This window comes from Martinezella paranaensis (assembly GCF_014200235.1).
Classification (GTDB): domain Bacteria; phylum Pseudomonadota; class Alphaproteobacteria; order Rhizobiales; family Rhizobiaceae; genus Rhizobium; species Rhizobium paranaense.
The window spans coordinates 1-16,258 of sequence record NZ_JACHBI010000020.1; the positions used below are offsets into that span (position 1 = coordinate 1).

Sequence of the window (16,258 nt, forward strand, 5' to 3'; positions counted from 1 at the left end):
GGCATGACGCATTTCGTCAATCCGAAGGAGGTCGGCGACGACATCGTGCCTTACCTCGTCAACATGACGAAGCGTGGTGCCGATCAGATCGGCGGGGCCGACTACACCTTCGACTGCACCGGCAATACCAAGGTGATGCGCCAGGCGCTGGAAGCCTCGCATCGCGGCTGGGGCAAGTCCGTTGTCATCGGCGTTGCCGGCGCCGGCCAGGAGATTTCGACGCGTCCGTTCCAGCTCGTCACTGGGCGTAGCTGGATGGGCACGGCCTTCGGTGGCGCGCGTGGCCGCACCGATGTTCCGAAGATCGTCGACTGGTACATGGAGGGCAAGATCCAGATCGATCCGATGATCACCCACACCATGCCGCTCGAAGACATCAACAAGGGTTTTGAGCTCATGCATTCGGGAAAGAGTGTCAGGGGCGTGGTGCTTTACTAAGACGATCGTCGATCAAGACGACGACACGGGAGAATGTCGCACGACTTTGAATAGCACACGGCCTTTTCGCAAATCGATCCAGATTTGGGGGCCGTGGGCAACCAAGGAGGAGGAAGCTGAACATGCCAAGTCAGGTATCGATACACCCGGCGCTCGACGGCGGAGTGAAGGCGGGACAGGCGAATTTCAGCGGTGGGACGCTGGTCTGCGCCTGCACCGATCGCCCGGTCAAAGTCGCCATCACCGGCGGGATTGCTCATAACCACGCCTGCGGCTGCACGAAATGCTGGAAGCCGAACGGCGCAGCCTTTTCGATCGTCGCCGTCACACCGCATGAAAACGTCAAGGTCCTGGAAAATGGCGACAAGCTCGCGGTCGTTGATCCCGACGCCTTGATCCAGCGGCACGCCTGCAAGGCGTGCGGCGTGCACATGTACGGCCCGGTAGAGCGCGACCATGCCTTCAAAGGTCTGGATTTCATTCATCCCGAGCGTTTTCAGGAGAGCGGCTGGCCCGAACCCACCTTCGCCGCGTTCGTCTCGTCGATCATCGAGTCGGGAACGCCGCCATCCGCCATGGCCTCCGTTCGCAGCCAGCTGAAGGAACTTCGCCTTGAGCCTTACGATTGCCTGAACCCAACGCTTATGGACGTTCTGGCAACCTGGGTGGCGAAAAAAGCGGGCACATTAAGGGAATAGGTCTGGCCCCTGATGGCGGACTTCGCTAAACCGCGACTGCGCGTTCGGCCGGATGCGCAGCGCTCTCCAATGAAGCAACTTCTGCTCCCATGATCTATGTCGATGCCGATGCCTGTCCGGTCAAGCCGGAAATTTTGAAAGTGGCCGAGCGCCACGGCATCGAGGTGACGCTCGTCGCCAATTCGGGCCTCAGACCCTCACGCGATCCGATGGTGAAGAATATTATCGTCTCCAACGCTTTTGACGCCGCCGACAATTGGATCGCCGAACATGCCGGTTCCGGCGACATCGTCGTCACGGCGGATGTGCCACTCGCCGGTCGCTGCGTCGCCTCCGGCGCGCTGGTGACCGGACCAACCGGCCGCATTTTTGACAATACCAATATCGGCATGGTCACCGCGATGCGCGATCTCGGCGCACATCTGCGCGAGACCGGCGAGAGCAAAGGCTACAATGCCGCTTTCTCGCCACGCGACCGCTCCGCCTTTCTCGAAACCTTCGATCGCCTTTGCCGGCGTGCCAAAGCTCATAATCCGCCTGGAGGTCAGCCTTGAACATCATTTCCCAGAACACCGCTTTCGGCGGCATGCAGGGTGTCTTTTCGCATGAATCGGAGGCCTGCCAGTGCGAGATGACCTTCGCGGTCTTCGTGCCGCCGCAAGCGATCAAGGAGCCCTGCCCGGTCGTCTGGTATCTCTCCGGTCTTACCTGCACGCATGCCAATGTGATGGAAAAAGGCGAATATCGCCGCATGGCCGCCGAACTCGGCCTGATCATTGTTTGCCCGGACACCAGCCCGCGTGGCAATGATATTCCTGACGAACTGACCAATTGGCAGATGGGCAAAGGCGCAGGCTTCTATCTCGACGCCATCGAAGAGCCCTGGGCCGAGAACTACCGGATGTACACCTACATCACCGAGGAACTGCCCGCCCTCGTCAGCCAGCAGTTCCGCATGGATATGAGCCGGCAAGGCATTTTCGGCCATTCCATGGGCGGCCACGGTGCGATGACGATTGCGCTGAAGAATCCGGATCGCTTCAAGAGCTGCTCTGCCTTTGCGCCGATCGTGCAGCCCTCGACCGCCGACTGGTCGGCGCCGGCGCTTGAGAAATATCTCGGTGCCGATAAGGCCGCCTGGCGCAAATACGACGCCTGTGCCTTGGTCGAGGACGGCGCACGTTTCCCGGAGTTTCTGATCGATCAGGGCAAAGCCGATGGCTTCCTCGAAACCGGCCTGCGTCCATGGTTGTTCGAAGAAGCGATCAAAGGCACCGGCATCGACCTGACGCTGCGCATGCACGAGCGCTACGATCACTCCTACTATTTCATCTCCAGCTTCATGGACGATCACCTCAAGTGGCATGCCGAACGGCTGGCGTGAAACGGGTGGCATAGCAGCCATGCGCTCCCCAACTTGAAAGAGCGATTCAACTGAGGCATATATTCCCCCGCGCAGACGACTGCGGCGGTCGGCACCGGATTTCCGGCCGTAAGACACCGCGGGGACGGCCTCGCTCTTAAAAAGGAGCGTAACATGGCTTGGTTCCTGCTTTTTCTCGCAGGTCTATTTGAAATCGGCTGGGCCGTCGGCCTGAAATATACCGATGGCTTCACACGGCCGATCCCAACGGGTCTCACCGTCATCTCTATGGTGGCGAGCGTCGTGCTGCTTGGCCTTGCGGTGAAGACCTTGCCGATGGGAACGGCCTACGCCGTCTGGACCGGTATCGGCACGGTCGGCACTGTCCTGCTTGGCATCTGGCTGCTGGGCGACCCCGCGACCCTCGTTCGCCTGTTCTGTATCGGCCTGATCGTAGCAGGCATTGCCGGACTCAAGCTCGTCGCCTGAGCCTTAATTGGCATCATGAGCGCTGGAGGTTGTCCAGCGCCCAGCGGCCCGGTCCCGCAAACACCATGTACAGGAAGATGAAGCAGAAGAGCACCGCGCCGTCGCCCTGATTGTTGGCAGGGAAAAAATCGATCGGCATGTGCACCATGAAATAGGCGAAGGCCATTTCACCGCTGAGGATGAAGGCGACGGGCCGGGTGAAGAGCCCGAGTAAAATCAGAATGCTGCCGATGAGTTCGATCACCCCGGCTACGAAAAACAGTGTCGAGATTTCAAAAGGTGCCGGGGGGAAATCGAAGAGCTTTTGCGTGGCGTGTTCGAAGAACAACAGCGCGGTCACGATTCTGAGGACCGCAAGGGCGGCGGGCTGATGCTGCGACAGGCGCTCGAAAACCGGCATGAAAATCTCCGTCTGAACTGAGAAGGCGGCCTGTACCTCTAGGGAATATGGTCGCTTTCTGCTGATATCGGAGTCAACACGCGAACGGCGAAATTATTCGCCGGGCTCGGAATGTCGATCCAAGCCCGGCGATTGCATGTTATTTGCTGCGATTGTCGACAGCCAGAGGGCCCGGGCCTGAGAAGATCAAGAACAGGAAGACGAAGCAGAACAGGATGGCTGCGTCGCCACCGTTGTTGACCGGGAAGAAGTCCTTCGGCTGATGCGCCATGAAATAGGCAACCGCCATATTGCCGGCCAGAATGAACGCAACCGGGCGCGTGAACAGGCCGAGGAAAATTGCCAGGCCGCCGAAGGCTTCCAGAATGCCCTGAACCAGCATCAGTGTCGGCAGCGGACCATCGCCATGACCACCAGCCGGGAAGCCGAAAAGCTTCTGCATCCCATGCTCCATAAACAGTAGGCCGATTATGATGCGCAGCACAGTCAAGGCATAAGGCTGATATTGATTCAAGCGTTCGGAAAGTGTCATCTTTTACTCCAGTTTAGCTTTCTAGAGTCACCATTAGTTTGTATGTAGGCGAAGGTGAAGACACGGCTTCTGACACCCAATCAATTTTCCGTGTAGAATCCGTGACTTGTTGTCACATATTTAAAGGGGAATATTATCGTGCTTCTTCCAGGGATTGGTCAGATCCTTGTTGCGCAGCATTCTGAGCCCCTGTGCCAGCCGCCGCCGCGTCGAGTGCGGCATGATCACTTCGTCGATATACCCGCGCTCGGCGGCGACGAAAGGTGACAGGAAACGGTCCTCATACATCTTCGTATGCGCCGCAATCTTATCGGGATCGGCGATATCCTTGCGGAAGATGATCTCGACCGCGCCCTTGGCACCCATGACGGCGATCTGTGCCGTCGGCCAGGCATAGTTCAGGTCACCGCGAAGATGTTTCGACGCCATGACGTCGTAGGCGCCGCCGAAAGCCTTGCGAGTGATGACGGTGAGTTTCGGCACGGTGGCTTCGGCATAGGCAAAGAGCAACTTGGCGCCATGCTTGATCAACCCGCCATATTCCTGCGCGGTTCCCGGCAGAAAGCCGGGCACGTCGACAAAGGTGACGATCGGGATATTGAAGCAATCGCAGAAGCGCACGAAACGTGCCGCCTTGCGCGACGCGTCGCTGTCGAGCACGCCCGCCAGCACCATCGGCTGATTGGCGACGAAGCCGACCGTCGCTCCCTCGATGCGACCGAAGCCACAGACGATATTCTTGGCGAAGCTGGCCTGGATCTCGAAGAAATCGCCCTCATCCGCCACCTTCAGGATCAACTCCTTGATGTCGTAGGGCTTGTTGGCATTGGCCGGGATCAGCGTGTCGAGCGAGGCGTCGGGATCTGTGACCGATTGATAGCACTCGATCTCCGGGAGATCAGCGGTATTCGACTGAGGCAGGAAATCGATGAGCCGGCGCACCTGCAGCAGCGTGTCGATATCGTTGTCATAGGCAGCGTCGGCGATCGAGGATTTCGTCGTATGCACCGAGGCGCCGCCGAGCTGCTCAGACGTCACAGTTTCGTTGGTGACGGTCTTCACCACGTCCGGGCCGGTGACGAACATGTAGGACGTATCGCGCACCATGAAGATGAAGTCGGTCATAGCCGGCGAATAGACATCACCGCCGGCACAGGGGCCCATGATGATCGAGATCTGCGGAATGACGCCGGAGGAGAGCACGTTGCGCTGGAATACCTCGGCATAGCCGCCGAGCGCGGCCACGCCTTCCTGAATTCGCGCGCCGCCGGCATCATAGATACCGATAATCGGCGCGCGGTTTTTCAGCGCCATGTCCTGGACCTTCATGATCTTCTCGGCATGCGCTTCCGAAAGCGAGCCGCCGAAAACCGTGAAATCCTTGGCGAAGAGGAAAACGGTGCGGCCATTGACGGTGCCCCAGCCGGTGACGACGCCGTCGCCGGCGATCTTGGTCTTGTCCATGCCGAAATCGATCGAGCGATGTTCCACGAACATGTCAAACTCTTCGAAGGAGCCTTCATCGAGGAAGATTTCGATACGTTCGCGCGCCGTCAGCTTGCCGCGTGCATGCTGCGCATCGATACGCGCCCGCCCGCCTCCGAGCCTTGCGATCTCACGGCGACGTTCCAATTCCTGCAGGATCTCTTTCATGATGGCCCTCTTCTCCGCTTATCCGGCTTAGCATGGCCTAGCCGCCGTTTGAAGCCGTCGGCTCAGTTCACCAACGATGGCGTCTTCAGCACGAAGATGGAGCGGATGCGGGCAGCGATGTCCTCGGCCATCAGATTGTCGGCCGCAATCGGGTCCGGAGTGAAATTCGACGTATCGAAGGAAGCAATGGCAAGCACGGCGCCGGTATCGACCGAAGCGGCGTCGATATTGACCTTGGCCGTGTTGCGGTCGTGGTTGAAGCTCCCTGCCTTGCGAACGTCCGTCAGGCGGATGGTGAGCGCCACCTTCGGCAAGGGTGTATCGCGGGTCGTCACGGCGATGGCGGCATTGACGCGTTCGTTGAGGCCCGAAATCAGCGCAGGAGAAACAGGCGGCACAGCCTGATCGGCAACGACGGTGGCACTGCGTACGTCATAGGCCGGGATTGACGGCTTCGGCGTGAGCGACCAGCTCGAGCATGCCGCCAGCGCCAAACATCCTGCGAGCGCCGATACCGCACCCGACCTCAACGATACCATGATTCGCGTCCCGAAATTCCCAACCCGTGAGATGCAGAGTTCGATATAACGGACTGGAAATCAACAATATTCAACTACGAAGCGCGGAAAAAACATCCGTGGCCGCCTGAAACTCTTCGAAGCGCTGGGCGCGGCGCTGCTCTGCCTCGTCGTCGCGGCCCCAATGTTCGATCGTCCAATCCTCGTCGAGATGGGCGAGCGACCACACCTCGTCGAGCGGCAGCCGGCCTTCGGCGAAAGCGAGTGCCAGGATCGCCGAGCCCGTCAGCGTCGTGATCGTGTGCAGGCTGGCGAGTTCTAGCGGCGTGTCATATTTGCGCAGCGTCACGGCAAACGCGGCAATCGCTTCGCGGGGCTGCTCCTGATGCATGACGCCTTCGGCCAGGATGAAACGGGCACCGAGTTCGTGCGCGGCCCAATCGATCAGCGGGTTCCACTGCTCCGATTGCCGCTCTACCAAGCGCTCCGGCCCATCGGCACGATAGCAAAGCATGTCGCTGGAGGAAAAGCGCAGGATGTCCTCGAATACCGCCTGGCTATCGGTTGCCACACCATCGAGCGCCGTGTTGACCAAGCGCGTCACCGGCATGATGGCCGGATCGATGACCTCGACCTGCCGCGCCCACTCGGCTGCGACCAGCTTTGCCAGCGCCTCGGTCGGCACGGCGAGTGATCGGCGGGCGGGCGTCTTGACCACCTTGCCGTCCAGCTCGATCACATGGCCGTCTTCGCTCTCGCGGATACTCACATCCTTGTAGAAACGCTTCGGCAGCGGCTTCTTCATCTGGATCTGTGCCCGGCGGATGGGGTCGGGATGGCTCAGGTCTTCGGAAAGGTCGTTCAACAGGTCGCGCATGGCGTCACCTCACAGAATATGGCTCAACAGGTCGTTCGGGTGATGGGCGATCGTGTCGGCGCCTGCCGCCAGCAGTTCTTCCACTGACGCATAACCCCAGGCCACACCGATAGCAGTCGCACCCGCCGCTTTCGCCATCTGCATATCGTAGACCGCATCGCCGATCACGATCGTATCATGCGGGTCCATGCCCGTCTCGCTGCAGCATTCCGTGACCATCGCGGGATGTGGCTTCGAGGGGCAATCATCGGCGGTGCGCGAGACCACGAAATAGGGCGTAAAGCCATTCACTTCAAGAATATGCGTCAAGCCGCGGCGGGACTTGCCGGTCACGGCACCGATCAGCAATTCATCGTGGGCGGCCAGTGTTTCGATCAGCGGTCTGATGCCGTCGAAAAGCGGGGTCTGCATATCCCCTTCGTCGCGCACGCCGGTAAAGATCGACTTGTAATGCGCCGTCATCGCGATCGCCTCGTCATCGACATGCGGCTTGCCCTGCATGCGTGCAATGGCGATATCCAACGTCAGGCCGATGACCGACTTGGTGGAGGCGACATCGGGACGCTTGTAGCCGAAATCGACGAAAGTGCGCGCCATGACTTCGTGGATCAGCCGGGCGCTGTCGACCAGCGTCCCGTCGCAATCGAAAAGCACCAGCCTCATTCGTCGTCCGGCTCCCCTGCCGATGCCTCGTCAAAGCCGAGGAGGTTCCAGGTCTGTACCATATGCGGCGGCAGCGGCGCGGTGACGCGCAGGCGCCCGCCATTCGGATGCGGGATATCGATATGACGAGCATGCAGATGCAACCGCTTCTGAACGCCGCCTGGAAAATCCCAATTCGGATCGTCCTCGAAATATTTGGGATCGCCGATGATCGGATGGCCGATATGCAGCGCATGGACGCGGAGCTGGTGCGTGCGGCCGGTATAGGGCTCCATTTCCAGCCAGGCGAGACGCTGGGCGGCGGTTTCGACGACACGGTAAAAGGAGACCGCGTGATCGGCGCCCTCCTCACCATGCTTGGCGATGCGCATCCGGTCGCCATCGGCGGTGGCTTCCTTCACCAGCCAGGTCGAGATCTTGTCCTCGTGCTTGCGCGGCACGCCCTTCACCAGCGACCAATAGGTCTTCTTGGTGTCGCGCTCGCGGAAGGCGGCCGTCAGCTTCTGCGCGGCACCACGGGTGCGGGCGACCACGAGGACGCCTGAGGTGTCGCGGTCGAGGCGATGCACCAGACGCGGCTTCTCGCCCTTCTGGCTCGTCCAGGCTTCCAGCATCTTGTCGATATGGCGGCTGACGCCTGAGCCGCCCTGCACGGCAAGGCCGGCCGGCTTGTTCAGCACATAGACCTTGTCGTCCTCATGCAGCAGCATACGCGCCAAAAGCTCGGCATCGCCGGAATGCTTCAGCTCCTTGCCGGCAATGGGGCCGCTCTTCGACGCCTTGGCATCGACGTCGAGCGGCGGCACACGCACCATCTGTCCCGGCTGCACACGCGCGTCCGTCTTCACGCGGCCGCCGTCGACGCGTACCTGGCCGGAGCGCATCAGCTTCTGCAACTGGCCAAAGCCGAGCCCTGGAAAATGTACCTTGAACCAGCGGTCGAGGCGCATGCCAGCCTCGTCGGGCTCGACCTTTATATGCTCAATCCCGGCCATTCGTCTTCTTTCAAGAACCGCGACATGATTCCAAAGCGCGAAACGGTTTCGGACAAGATCATGCCAAATCAAAGGACTGGGGCAGCCTTGCCCCAAGGGGCCGGGTCATCCCGGCCTTTTGAGGTGGCTTTAGAGCATTTCGACGAAAAGTGGAAACCGGAATTATCTACGGGCGGGAATTTTGTGTCAGCGATGCATCCCGGCGCCCCGCAAACCTCATTTTGCGTTCGGCGCAACCACCGGCAGGTCGATATCGACCATACCCGCCTTATCGAACATCAGCATCACCGGCACCGTGCCGCCCTGCTTGAATGGCGTCTTCACCTGCTTGAACATCATGTGCATGCTATTTGGCGAAAGCGTCACGGTGGCGCCGGCGGGAATGGCGATGCCTTCCTTGATTTCCCGCATCTTCATCACCTCGCCTTGCATCTTCATCTCGTGCAGTTCCACCTTCCCGGCGGCAGAAGAGGTCACGGACGTCAATTTGTCGTCGCTGCTGCCGCCATTGTGGATGGTGATGTAGCCGCCACCGACAGGCTGGCCGGGCAGCATGGCGCGAACATAACCGCCGCTGATGTCGAGGTCGCCGAGCTTGGCTGCCGCCGAACCCGCCGGCGCCTTGCCCGCATCCATGTGCATCCCGGGCATTTTGCTCATGTCATTGCTCTGCTGGGCCATGGCGGTCGCAGCGGAGAAGGAAAGTGCGGTCGCCGAAATCAGCAATGCGGCGGCGATTTTACGGTTCATCATTGTCTCCTGCCCGGCTCCTCTATTCAACTCATGGGATAGCCTCTCGAAGCGGGATTGCAAAGTCCCCTGCATCGATCGGTCGCGCACATCTGCATTTGCTCAAACAAAGGACACGACAAAAATTTGTTTCAGGGCGACATTTGCCCCTTGCCATCTTTAGCGTCTACCAGATAATGGCACTCAACCCTGTTGGGAGAATCCGGTGCAAGCCGGTGCCGAAGGAGCAACCGCCCCGGAAACTCTCAGGCCAAAGGACCAACAAGGGGCAGACGGAACTCTGGAGAGAAGCGCGCAAGCGCTCGCCGAAGGGATAACAATCTCAGGCAAACAGACAGAGGGGGCTCATCGTAAGGCGCAGCCGCGCCGAAATTTTGAGCTCTGCGCTAAGCGCAAACCCCGGAGGCGTCATTTGGACGAGACCGCTGCCCTCAAGAAAACACCCCTTCACGCCCTGCATCTGTCGTTCGGTGCTCGTATGGTGCCGTTCGCCGGCTATGACATGCCGGTTCAATATCCTGCGGGCGTGCTCAAAGAGCATCTCTGGACGCGCTCATCGGCCGGCGTGTTCGACGTCTCTCATATGGGGCAAGTTACGATCCGTGCCCGTTCCGGCAAGTATGAGGATGCCGCACTGGCGCTGGAAAGCCTTGTGCCGGTCGATATTCTCGGGCTTCCCGAAGGTCGTCAACGCTACGGTTTCTTCACCGATGATAACGGTGGCATTCTTGACGATCTGATGATCACCCACATGGACGACTATCTTTTCGTGGTCGTCAACGCCGCCTGTAAGGATGAAGATCTCAAGCATCTTCAAGATCATATCGGCGATAGCTGCGAAATCACTTTACTTGATCGCGCGCTGCTCGCACTGCAGGGACCGCGTGCCGTTTCGGTTCTCGCCGAACTCTGGGCCGATCTCGCCCATATGAAGTTCATGGATGTCCGCCATTGCCGCCTGCATGACGTTTCCTGTCTCGTCTCCCGTTCCGGCTATAGCGGCGAAGACGGCTTTGAGATTTCCGTACCGGTCGACAAGGCCGAGGATATTGCCAAGCGGCTGCTGGAGCATCCCGATGTCCAGCCGATCGGCCTCGGCGCCCGTGACTCCCTGCGTCTCGAAGCCGGGCTCTGCCTTTATGGTAACGATATCGACCAGACGACGACGCCGGTGGAAGCCGCGCTCGAATGGGCAGTCCAGAAGACCCGCAAAACCGGCGGTGCCCGCGCCGGCGGTTTTCCCGGCGCCAGCCGCATCCTTGCAGAGCTTGACAGCGGCGCATCGCGCCGCCGCGTCGGTCTGAAGCCGGAGGGCAAGGCGCCGGTACGCGGCCACGCCAAGCTTTATGCCGACGCCGAGGGCAAAACCGAGATCGGCGAAGTCACCTCCGGCGGCTTCGGTCCGAGCGTCGAAGGACCTGTGGCCATGGGCTATGTGCCCGTCGGTTTCGCCGCGCCGGGGACGCAGATCTATGCCGAGGTTCGCGGCAAATACCTGCCGGTCACCGTCTCTACCCTGCCCTTCGTCACCCCCACCTACAAACGCTGAAAACGTCATATTCCAGAGAGGATCCTCCATGCTGAAATTCACCGAAGAACATGAGTGGCTCAACATTGAAGGCGATGTCGCGACCGTCGGGATTACGGCGCATGCCGCCGAACAGCTCGGCGACCTCGTTTTCGTGGAATTGCCCGAGGTCGGCGCCAGCTTCTCCAAGGGAGACGATGCCGCGACCGTCGAATCCGTCAAGGCGGCCTCCGAGGTCTATTGTCCGCTCGACGGCGAGATCACCGAGATCAACGAAGCCATCACCGCCGATCCGGCGCTCGTCAATTCCGACCCGATGGGTGCCGGCTGGTTCTTCAAGCTAAAGCTTAGGAATATCGCTGATGTTGATGGTTTACTGGATGAATCCGGCTACAAGGAGCTCATCGCGTAATGAATACGCCTACGGAATTCACATTCACGGATTACCAGCCCTACGATTTCGCCAATCGCCGCCATATCGGCCCGTCTCCATCCGAAATGGCCGACATGCTGAAGGTAATCGGCTATGGCAGCCTCGACGGGTTGATCGATGCGACGCTGCCGCCCTCCATCCGTCAGAAGGCGCCGCTCACCTGGGAGGCGCCGATGACCGAACGCGAGGCGCTCGACAAGCTGCGCGAGACCGCCAACAAGAACAAGGTGCTCGTCTCGCTGATTGGTCAGGGCTATTACGGCACGATCACGCCACCCGTCATCCAGCGCAACATTCTGGAAAATCCGGCCTGGTACACGGCCTATACGCCCTACCAGCCGGAAATCAGCCAGGGCCGCCTCGAGGCACTGCTGAATTACCAGACGATGATCTGCGATCTGACAGGCCTTGATGTTGCCAATGCCTCGCTGCTTGATGAAGCGACCGCTGCCGCCGAAGGCATGGCGATGGCAGAGCGCGTGGCGAAATCCAAAGCCAGGGCCTTCTTCGTCGACGCGGATTGCCATCCGCAGACCATCGCATTGATCAAGACCCGCGCCGAGCCGCTCGGCTGGACCGTCGTCGTCGGCAATCCCTTCACCGATCTCGATCCCGTCGATGTCTTCGGTGCCATTTTCCAATATCCGGGTACACATGGTCACATCAATGACTTCACCGGCCTGATCTCAAGGCTGCATCAGACCGGCGCCATCGCCGTCGTTGCCGCCGATCCGCTGGCGCTGACGCTGCTGAAATCGCCCGGCGAAATGGGTGCGGATATCGCCATTGGCTCATCGCAGCGCTTCGGCGTGCCGGTCGGCTATGGCGGTCCGCATGCCGCTTACATGGCCGTCAAGGACGCCTATAAGCGCTCCATGCCCGGCCGCCTGGTCGGCGTTTCCGTCGATGCCCGCGGCAACCGTGCCTATCGCTTGTCGCTGCAGACGCGCGAACAGCATATCCGCCGCGAAAAGGCGACGTCGAACATCTGCACCGCACAGGTGCTGCTCGCCGTCATGGCGTCCATGTATGCCGTCTTCCACGGTCCCCAGGGCATCAAGGCTATTGCCCAGCAGGTGCATCAGAAGGCCGTATTGATGGCAAAGGGGCTGGAAAAGCTCGGCTACAAGATCGAACCGGAGACCTTCTTCGACACGATCACCGTCGAGGTCGGTCACATGCAAGGCCTGATCCTGCGCGCGGCTGTCGCCGAAGGCGTCAATCTGCGCAAGGTAGGCGAAACTAAGATCGGCATGAGCCTCGACGAGCGCTCGCGTCCGGCAACGCTCGAAGCGGTCTGGCGTGCGTTCGGCGGCAACTTCCGTCTCGCCGACTTCGAATCCGGCTATCGTCTTCCAAAGAATATGCTGCGCGCCAGCGAATATCTGACGCATCCGATCTTCCACATGAACCGTGCCGAAAGCGAGATGACCCGCTATATCCGCCGGCTCTCCGACCGCGATCTGGCGCTCGACCGCTCCATGATTCCGCTCGGCTCCTGTACGATGAAGCTTAATGCAACGGCTGAGATGTTGCCAATAAGTTGGCCGGAATTCTCGGATATTCATCCTTTCGTCCCGGCCGACCAGGCGCTCGGTTATCGCGAGATGATCGATGACCTGACGGAAAAGCTCTGCGCGGTGACGGGCTATGACGCCTTCTCCATGCAGCCGAATTCCGGCGCGCAGGGCGAATATGCCGGCCTGCTCACCATTCGCAACTACCACATCGCCAATGGCCAGGGCCACCGCGACATCTGCCTGATCCCGACCTCGGCGCACGGCACCAATCCGGCATCCGCACAGATGGCCGGCATGAAGGTGGTCGTCGTCAAAGTCAGCGATGACGGCGATATCGACATGGCGGATTTCCGTGCCAAGGCTGAGCAATACGCTGATAATCTCTCCTGCTGCATGATCACCTATCCGTCGACGCACGGCGTCTTCGAAGAGACGGTGAAGGAGATTTGCGATCTTGTGCATATGCACGGCGGTCAGGTCTACCTCGATGGCGCCAATATGAACGCCATGGTCGGCCTCTCCCGTCCCGGCGACATCGGTTCCGATGTCAGCCACCTGAACCTGCACAAGACCTTCTGCATTCCGCATGGCGGCGGCGGTCCCGGCATGGGTCCCATCGGCGTCAAGGCGCATCTGGCGGCACACCTGCCCGGGCATCCGGAGACGGACGGTCGCAGTGGCGCGGTGTCTGCGGCGGCTTTCGGATCGGCTTCAATCCTGCCGATCTCCTGGAGCTATTGCCTGATGATGGGCGGCGAAGGGCTGACACAGGCGACGAAGGTTGCGATCCTCAACGCCAACTACATCGCGGCGCGGCTGAATGGCGCTTACGACGTGCTCTATAAGTCGAAGACTGGCCGTGTGGCGCATGAATGCATCATCGACACGCGTCCGCTGGTCGACAGCGCCGGCGTCACGGTCGACGATGTTGCCAAGCGCCTGATCGATTGCGGCTTCCACGCCCCGACCATGAGCTGGCCTGTTGCCGGCACGCTGATGATCGAGCCGACCGAATCAGAGACCAAGGCCGAGCTTGACCGGTTCTGCGAGGCGATGCTGGCGATCCGCGAGGAAGCCCGCGCCATCGAAGAAGGCCGGATGGATAAGACCGACAACCCGCTGAAAAACGCGCCGCACACGGTCGAGGACCTCGTCGGCGAATGGAACCGGCCCTATTCCCGCGAACAGGCCTGCTTCCCGCCGGGTGCCTTCCGGGTCGACAAATACTGGTCGCCCGTCAATCGTGTCGATAATGTCTACGGCGATCGAAACCTCATCTGCACCTGCCCGCCAGTAGAGGCCTACGCTGAAGCCGCGGAGTAAATGTTTCCAAAAAAGCGAAGCGGCTCAGCCGCTTCGCTCATGGCCGACATAAATCTATCGCGAAAAATCACTATGACAGCGCCGCGTGTCCGATCGGACGCGCGGCGTTTTTGACAATGCATGTCGCGCAAAAGTGTGCGGCGGTTTTGCGAAAACGACCTGCACAAACAAGGAGCTAAAGCGCGGGAGCGAATCTGAAAGATCGCGACGAGCTTTAGCGCGACGAAAGACGGCGCTGGAAGTCGGATATCATGCCGGAACTGCCAGAATTTCATCTCATTGCCGGACGGGAAGGTTCTTCCTTTCCGCCGCTTCTTCTGCTGCATGGCAGCAGCGGAAGTGAGGCTGACCTCATTCCTCTTGCCGATGAGATGGCGCCGCAGCGACCCTATATGTCCTTGCGTGGCGCCGTGGAATGGGAAGGCGGTTTTGCCTTCTTTCGCCGCAATCCTGATCGTAGTCTCGACTATGACGATCTCGGCTTGCAGACGGAGTTGCTCTGTCGGTTCATCGCCGGGCTCATGCTGAAGCAAGCGCCGATCCTCCTTGGTTTTTCCAATGGGGCGATCATGGCCACGTCGATTCTACGCTCTCAACCGAGCTTGGCCTCTGGAGCCATCTTGCTGCGCCCACTTTCTCCGGCACCAGAGGCGGCTTTTCCGCCAATGACTGGCCTGCCGGTCCTAATCATTGCAGGCGAACACGATCAGCGCCGGGAAGCCGCTGACGCCGTGCTCGTCAAAAATCAATTTGAGAACTGCCACGCAGATGTCAGCGCCTATGTGCTGCCCACGGGACATGGCTTGCATGCAAGCGAGCCCGCTCTCATCCGCGACTGGCTTATACGGAAAGGCATATAGGATGGATGAGGAAAGCCCCATCAGCATGGACGCTATAGACGGCTATATTGCAGCCGCTTTCGAAACCGACGATCCCTCCTCTATAGCCAAGGCACTTGGCGCCGTGGCGCGAACGCGCAACATGAGCAAGCTTGCCAAGGACGTCGGCATGAACCGCTCGGCGCTCTATCGCGCGCTCAGCGGCGACGGAAATCCGGAATTTGCGACGATTCTGAAGGTCGTGAAGGCGCTTGGCCTGACATTGACGCCGGTGCCGGTCATCGACCGGAAATCGGACGCCGCCTGATACAAGGCGGCGTAAGGATGCTCAGACAGCCGGAGCCGCCTGACGCTGTGCCGCCAAAGCAGCGAGATCGGCGGGCTTCAACTCGACGGATTCGCCGCAGCCGCAGGCCGATGTCTGGTTGGGATTGGTGAAGGTGAAACCGGAGCGCAGCGTCGTGGTTTCAAAGCCCATTTCGGTGCCAAGCAGATAAAGCACCGCTGACGGCTCCACCCAGACCTTGGCGCCGTTGCGCTCGATCAGGTCGTCCTTGGCATTCGGTTCGGTTACGAGGTCGATGGTATATTCCATCCCGGCGCAGCCGCCCTTCTTGATGCCGACGCGAACGCCCTTAGCATCAGGACCGGAATTCTCGACGATTGCCTTGACGCGCGCCGCAGCGTCATCCGTCATGCTCATCACTGCAAAGCCCATGGGCTTATTCTCCTCTGGCATCGGCCCGAAAAGTGGATCCGGTTTTCGGATCAGCCGATGCCCACTTAAATGCAACCGGGGTCAAGATCCGGTGCTTCGAGTCATAATGTAAAGCGAGCGGCTTAAAGCTTCAATACCAGCCGACTGCCACCTGCGCCTCTTCCGACATGCGATCCGGCGTCCATGGCGGGTCGAAGGTCATGGCGACCTGGACGCCGGAAACGCCTTCGACGGCGCCGACCGCGTTTTCGACCCAGCCCGGCATTTCGCCGGCGACCGGGCAACCCGGCGCAGTCAGCGTCATGACGATCTTCACCACGCGATCGTCTTCGATGTCGATCTTGTAGACCAGGCCGAGTTCGAAGATGTCGGCCGGAATTTCAGGGTCATAGACCGTCTTCAGCGCGGCGATGACATCGTCGCTGAGGCGTGCCAGCTCGGCCTCGGGAATGCTGGAATGCACGATGCCCTCGCGCACGTCGATCTTCTGTTCGCTTTCATCGAGTGACATCGCTTGCCTC

General features: G+C 60.1%; 20 protein-coding genes and 1 riboswitch. Of the genes, 10 read left to right on the forward strand and 10 right to left on the reverse strand.

From position 1 onward, the window contains the following. From GGD50_RS29335 to sugE, 5 genes are all read left to right on the forward strand, one after another. The coding region (locus tag GGD50_RS29335) for a zinc-binding dehydrogenase (RefSeq protein ID WP_183940786.1) at nucleotides 1–438 on the forward strand (438 nt) is incomplete at its 5' end. 122 nt (nucleotides 439–560) lie between these two features. Beyond that, nucleotides 561–1,136, forward strand: a complete 576-nt coding sequence (gene gfa, locus GGD50_RS29340) for an S-(hydroxymethyl)glutathione synthase (protein ID WP_183940787.1) — start codon at nucleotides 561–563, stop codon at nucleotides 1,134–1,136. Between the two features lie 89 nt (nucleotides 1,137–1,225). Next, nucleotides 1,226–1,690, forward strand: a complete 465-nt coding sequence (locus GGD50_RS29345; protein ID WP_183940790.1) for a YaiI/YqxD family protein — start codon at nucleotides 1,226–1,228, stop codon at nucleotides 1,688–1,690. Continuing rightward, nucleotides 1,687–2,520 (forward strand): S-formylglutathione hydrolase, encoded by an 834-nt coding sequence (gene fghA, locus GGD50_RS29350; RefSeq protein ID WP_183940793.1) that lies wholly within the window; start codon nucleotides 1,687–1,689, stop codon nucleotides 2,518–2,520. The genes GGD50_RS29345 and fghA overlap by 4 nt, the downstream gene beginning before the upstream one ends. A gap of 153 nt (nucleotides 2,521–2,673) precedes the next feature. Next, entirely contained in the window at nucleotides 2,674–2,988 is a 315-nt protein-coding gene (sugE, locus tag GGD50_RS29355) for a quaternary ammonium compound efflux SMR transporter SugE (protein ID WP_183940795.1), read from the forward strand. Nucleotides 2,989–3,001: 13 nt separating this feature from the next. Here sugE and GGD50_RS29360 read toward each other — a convergent pair whose 3' ends face one another. The 8 genes from GGD50_RS29360 to GGD50_RS29395 form a co-directional block, all read right to left on the reverse strand. Then, nucleotides 3,002–3,388 (reverse strand): DoxX family protein, encoded by a 387-nt coding sequence (locus GGD50_RS29360; RefSeq protein WP_183940798.1) that lies wholly within the window; start codon nucleotides 3,386–3,388, stop codon nucleotides 3,002–3,004. A gap of 139 nt (nucleotides 3,389–3,527) precedes the next feature. After that, entirely contained in the window at nucleotides 3,528–3,920 is a 393-nt protein-coding gene (locus GGD50_RS29365) for a DoxX family protein (RefSeq protein WP_183940800.1), read from the reverse strand. Between the two features lie 120 nt (nucleotides 3,921–4,040). After that, nucleotides 4,041–5,573, reverse strand: coding sequence for an acyl-CoA carboxylase subunit beta (locus GGD50_RS29370; protein ID WP_107108154.1), 1,533 nt, complete (start codon nucleotides 5,571–5,573; stop codon nucleotides 4,041–4,043). A gap of 62 nt (nucleotides 5,574–5,635) precedes the next feature. After that, a complete protein-coding gene (locus tag GGD50_RS29375) occupies nucleotides 5,636–6,112 on the reverse strand; it encodes a hypothetical protein (protein ID WP_107108155.1) in 477 nt (158 codons plus the stop codon). A gap of 70 nt (nucleotides 6,113–6,182) precedes the next feature. After that, entirely contained in the window at nucleotides 6,183–6,968 is a 786-nt protein-coding gene (locus GGD50_RS29380) for an ATP12 family chaperone protein (RefSeq protein ID WP_107108156.1), read from the reverse strand. Nucleotides 6,969–6,977: 9 nt separating this feature from the next. Beyond that, nucleotides 6,978–7,631: an HAD-IA family hydrolase gene (locus GGD50_RS29385; RefSeq protein ID WP_107108157.1), complete on the reverse strand. Its 654-nt coding sequence runs from the start codon at nucleotides 7,629–7,631 to the stop codon at nucleotides 6,978–6,980. Then, nucleotides 7,628–8,626, reverse strand: coding sequence for an RluA family pseudouridine synthase (locus GGD50_RS29390; RefSeq protein ID WP_107108158.1), 999 nt, complete (start codon nucleotides 8,624–8,626; stop codon nucleotides 7,628–7,630). The genes GGD50_RS29385 and GGD50_RS29390 overlap by 4 nt, the downstream gene beginning before the upstream one ends. Nucleotides 8,627–8,842: 216 nt before the next feature. After that, nucleotides 8,843–9,376: a copper chaperone PCu(A)C gene (locus GGD50_RS29395; protein WP_107108159.1), complete on the reverse strand. Its 534-nt coding sequence runs from the start codon at nucleotides 9,374–9,376 to the stop codon at nucleotides 8,843–8,845. A 183-nt stretch (nucleotides 9,377–9,559) separates the two neighbouring features. Further along, nucleotides 9,560–9,647, forward strand: a riboswitch (glycine riboswitch). A gap of 141 nt (nucleotides 9,648–9,788) precedes the next feature. Between GGD50_RS29395 and gcvT the strand changes: the two genes are divergently transcribed. The 5 genes from gcvT to GGD50_RS29420 all read left to right on the forward strand — a co-directional run bounded on the left by gcvT (nucleotide 9,789) and on the right by GGD50_RS29420 (nucleotide 15,326). Beyond that, the gene (gene gcvT / locus GGD50_RS29400; protein ID WP_107108160.1) at nucleotides 9,789–10,925 is read left to right on the forward strand and encodes a glycine cleavage system aminomethyltransferase GcvT; all 1,137 of its coding nucleotides are present in this window, start codon (nucleotides 9,789–9,791) and stop codon (nucleotides 10,923–10,925) included. A 28-nt stretch (nucleotides 10,926–10,953) separates the two neighbouring features. Beyond that, nucleotides 10,954–11,316, forward strand: coding sequence for a glycine cleavage system protein GcvH (gene gcvH / locus GGD50_RS29405; RefSeq protein ID WP_107108161.1), 363 nt, complete (start codon nucleotides 10,954–10,956; stop codon nucleotides 11,314–11,316). Then, entirely contained in the window at nucleotides 11,316–14,180 is a 2,865-nt protein-coding gene (gcvP, locus tag GGD50_RS29410; protein WP_107108162.1) for an aminomethyl-transferring glycine dehydrogenase, read from the forward strand. Before gcvH ends, gcvP begins: the two co-directional genes overlap by 1 nt. 251 nt (nucleotides 14,181–14,431) lie before the next feature. Then, nucleotides 14,432–15,040 (forward strand): alpha/beta hydrolase, encoded by a 609-nt coding sequence (locus GGD50_RS29415; protein WP_107108164.1) that lies wholly within the window; start codon nucleotides 14,432–14,434, stop codon nucleotides 15,038–15,040. Nucleotides 15,041–15,065: 25 nt separating this feature from the next. Beyond that, entirely contained in the window at nucleotides 15,066–15,326 is a 261-nt protein-coding gene (locus GGD50_RS29420; protein ID WP_414123935.1) for an addiction module antidote protein, read from the forward strand. 21 nt (nucleotides 15,327–15,347) lie between these two features. Here GGD50_RS29420 and sufA read toward each other — a convergent pair whose 3' ends face one another. Continuing rightward, on the reverse strand, nucleotides 15,348–15,737 hold the full coding sequence (sufA, locus tag GGD50_RS29425) for a Fe-S cluster assembly scaffold SufA (RefSeq protein WP_104823195.1): 390 nt from the start codon (nucleotides 15,735–15,737) through the stop codon (nucleotides 15,348–15,350). A 130-nt stretch (nucleotides 15,738–15,867) separates the two neighbouring features. Then, entirely contained in the window at nucleotides 15,868–16,248 is a 381-nt protein-coding gene (locus GGD50_RS29430; RefSeq protein ID WP_107108166.1) for an SUF system Fe-S cluster assembly protein, read from the reverse strand. Between the last annotated feature and the right edge of the window lie 10 nt (nucleotides 16,249–16,258).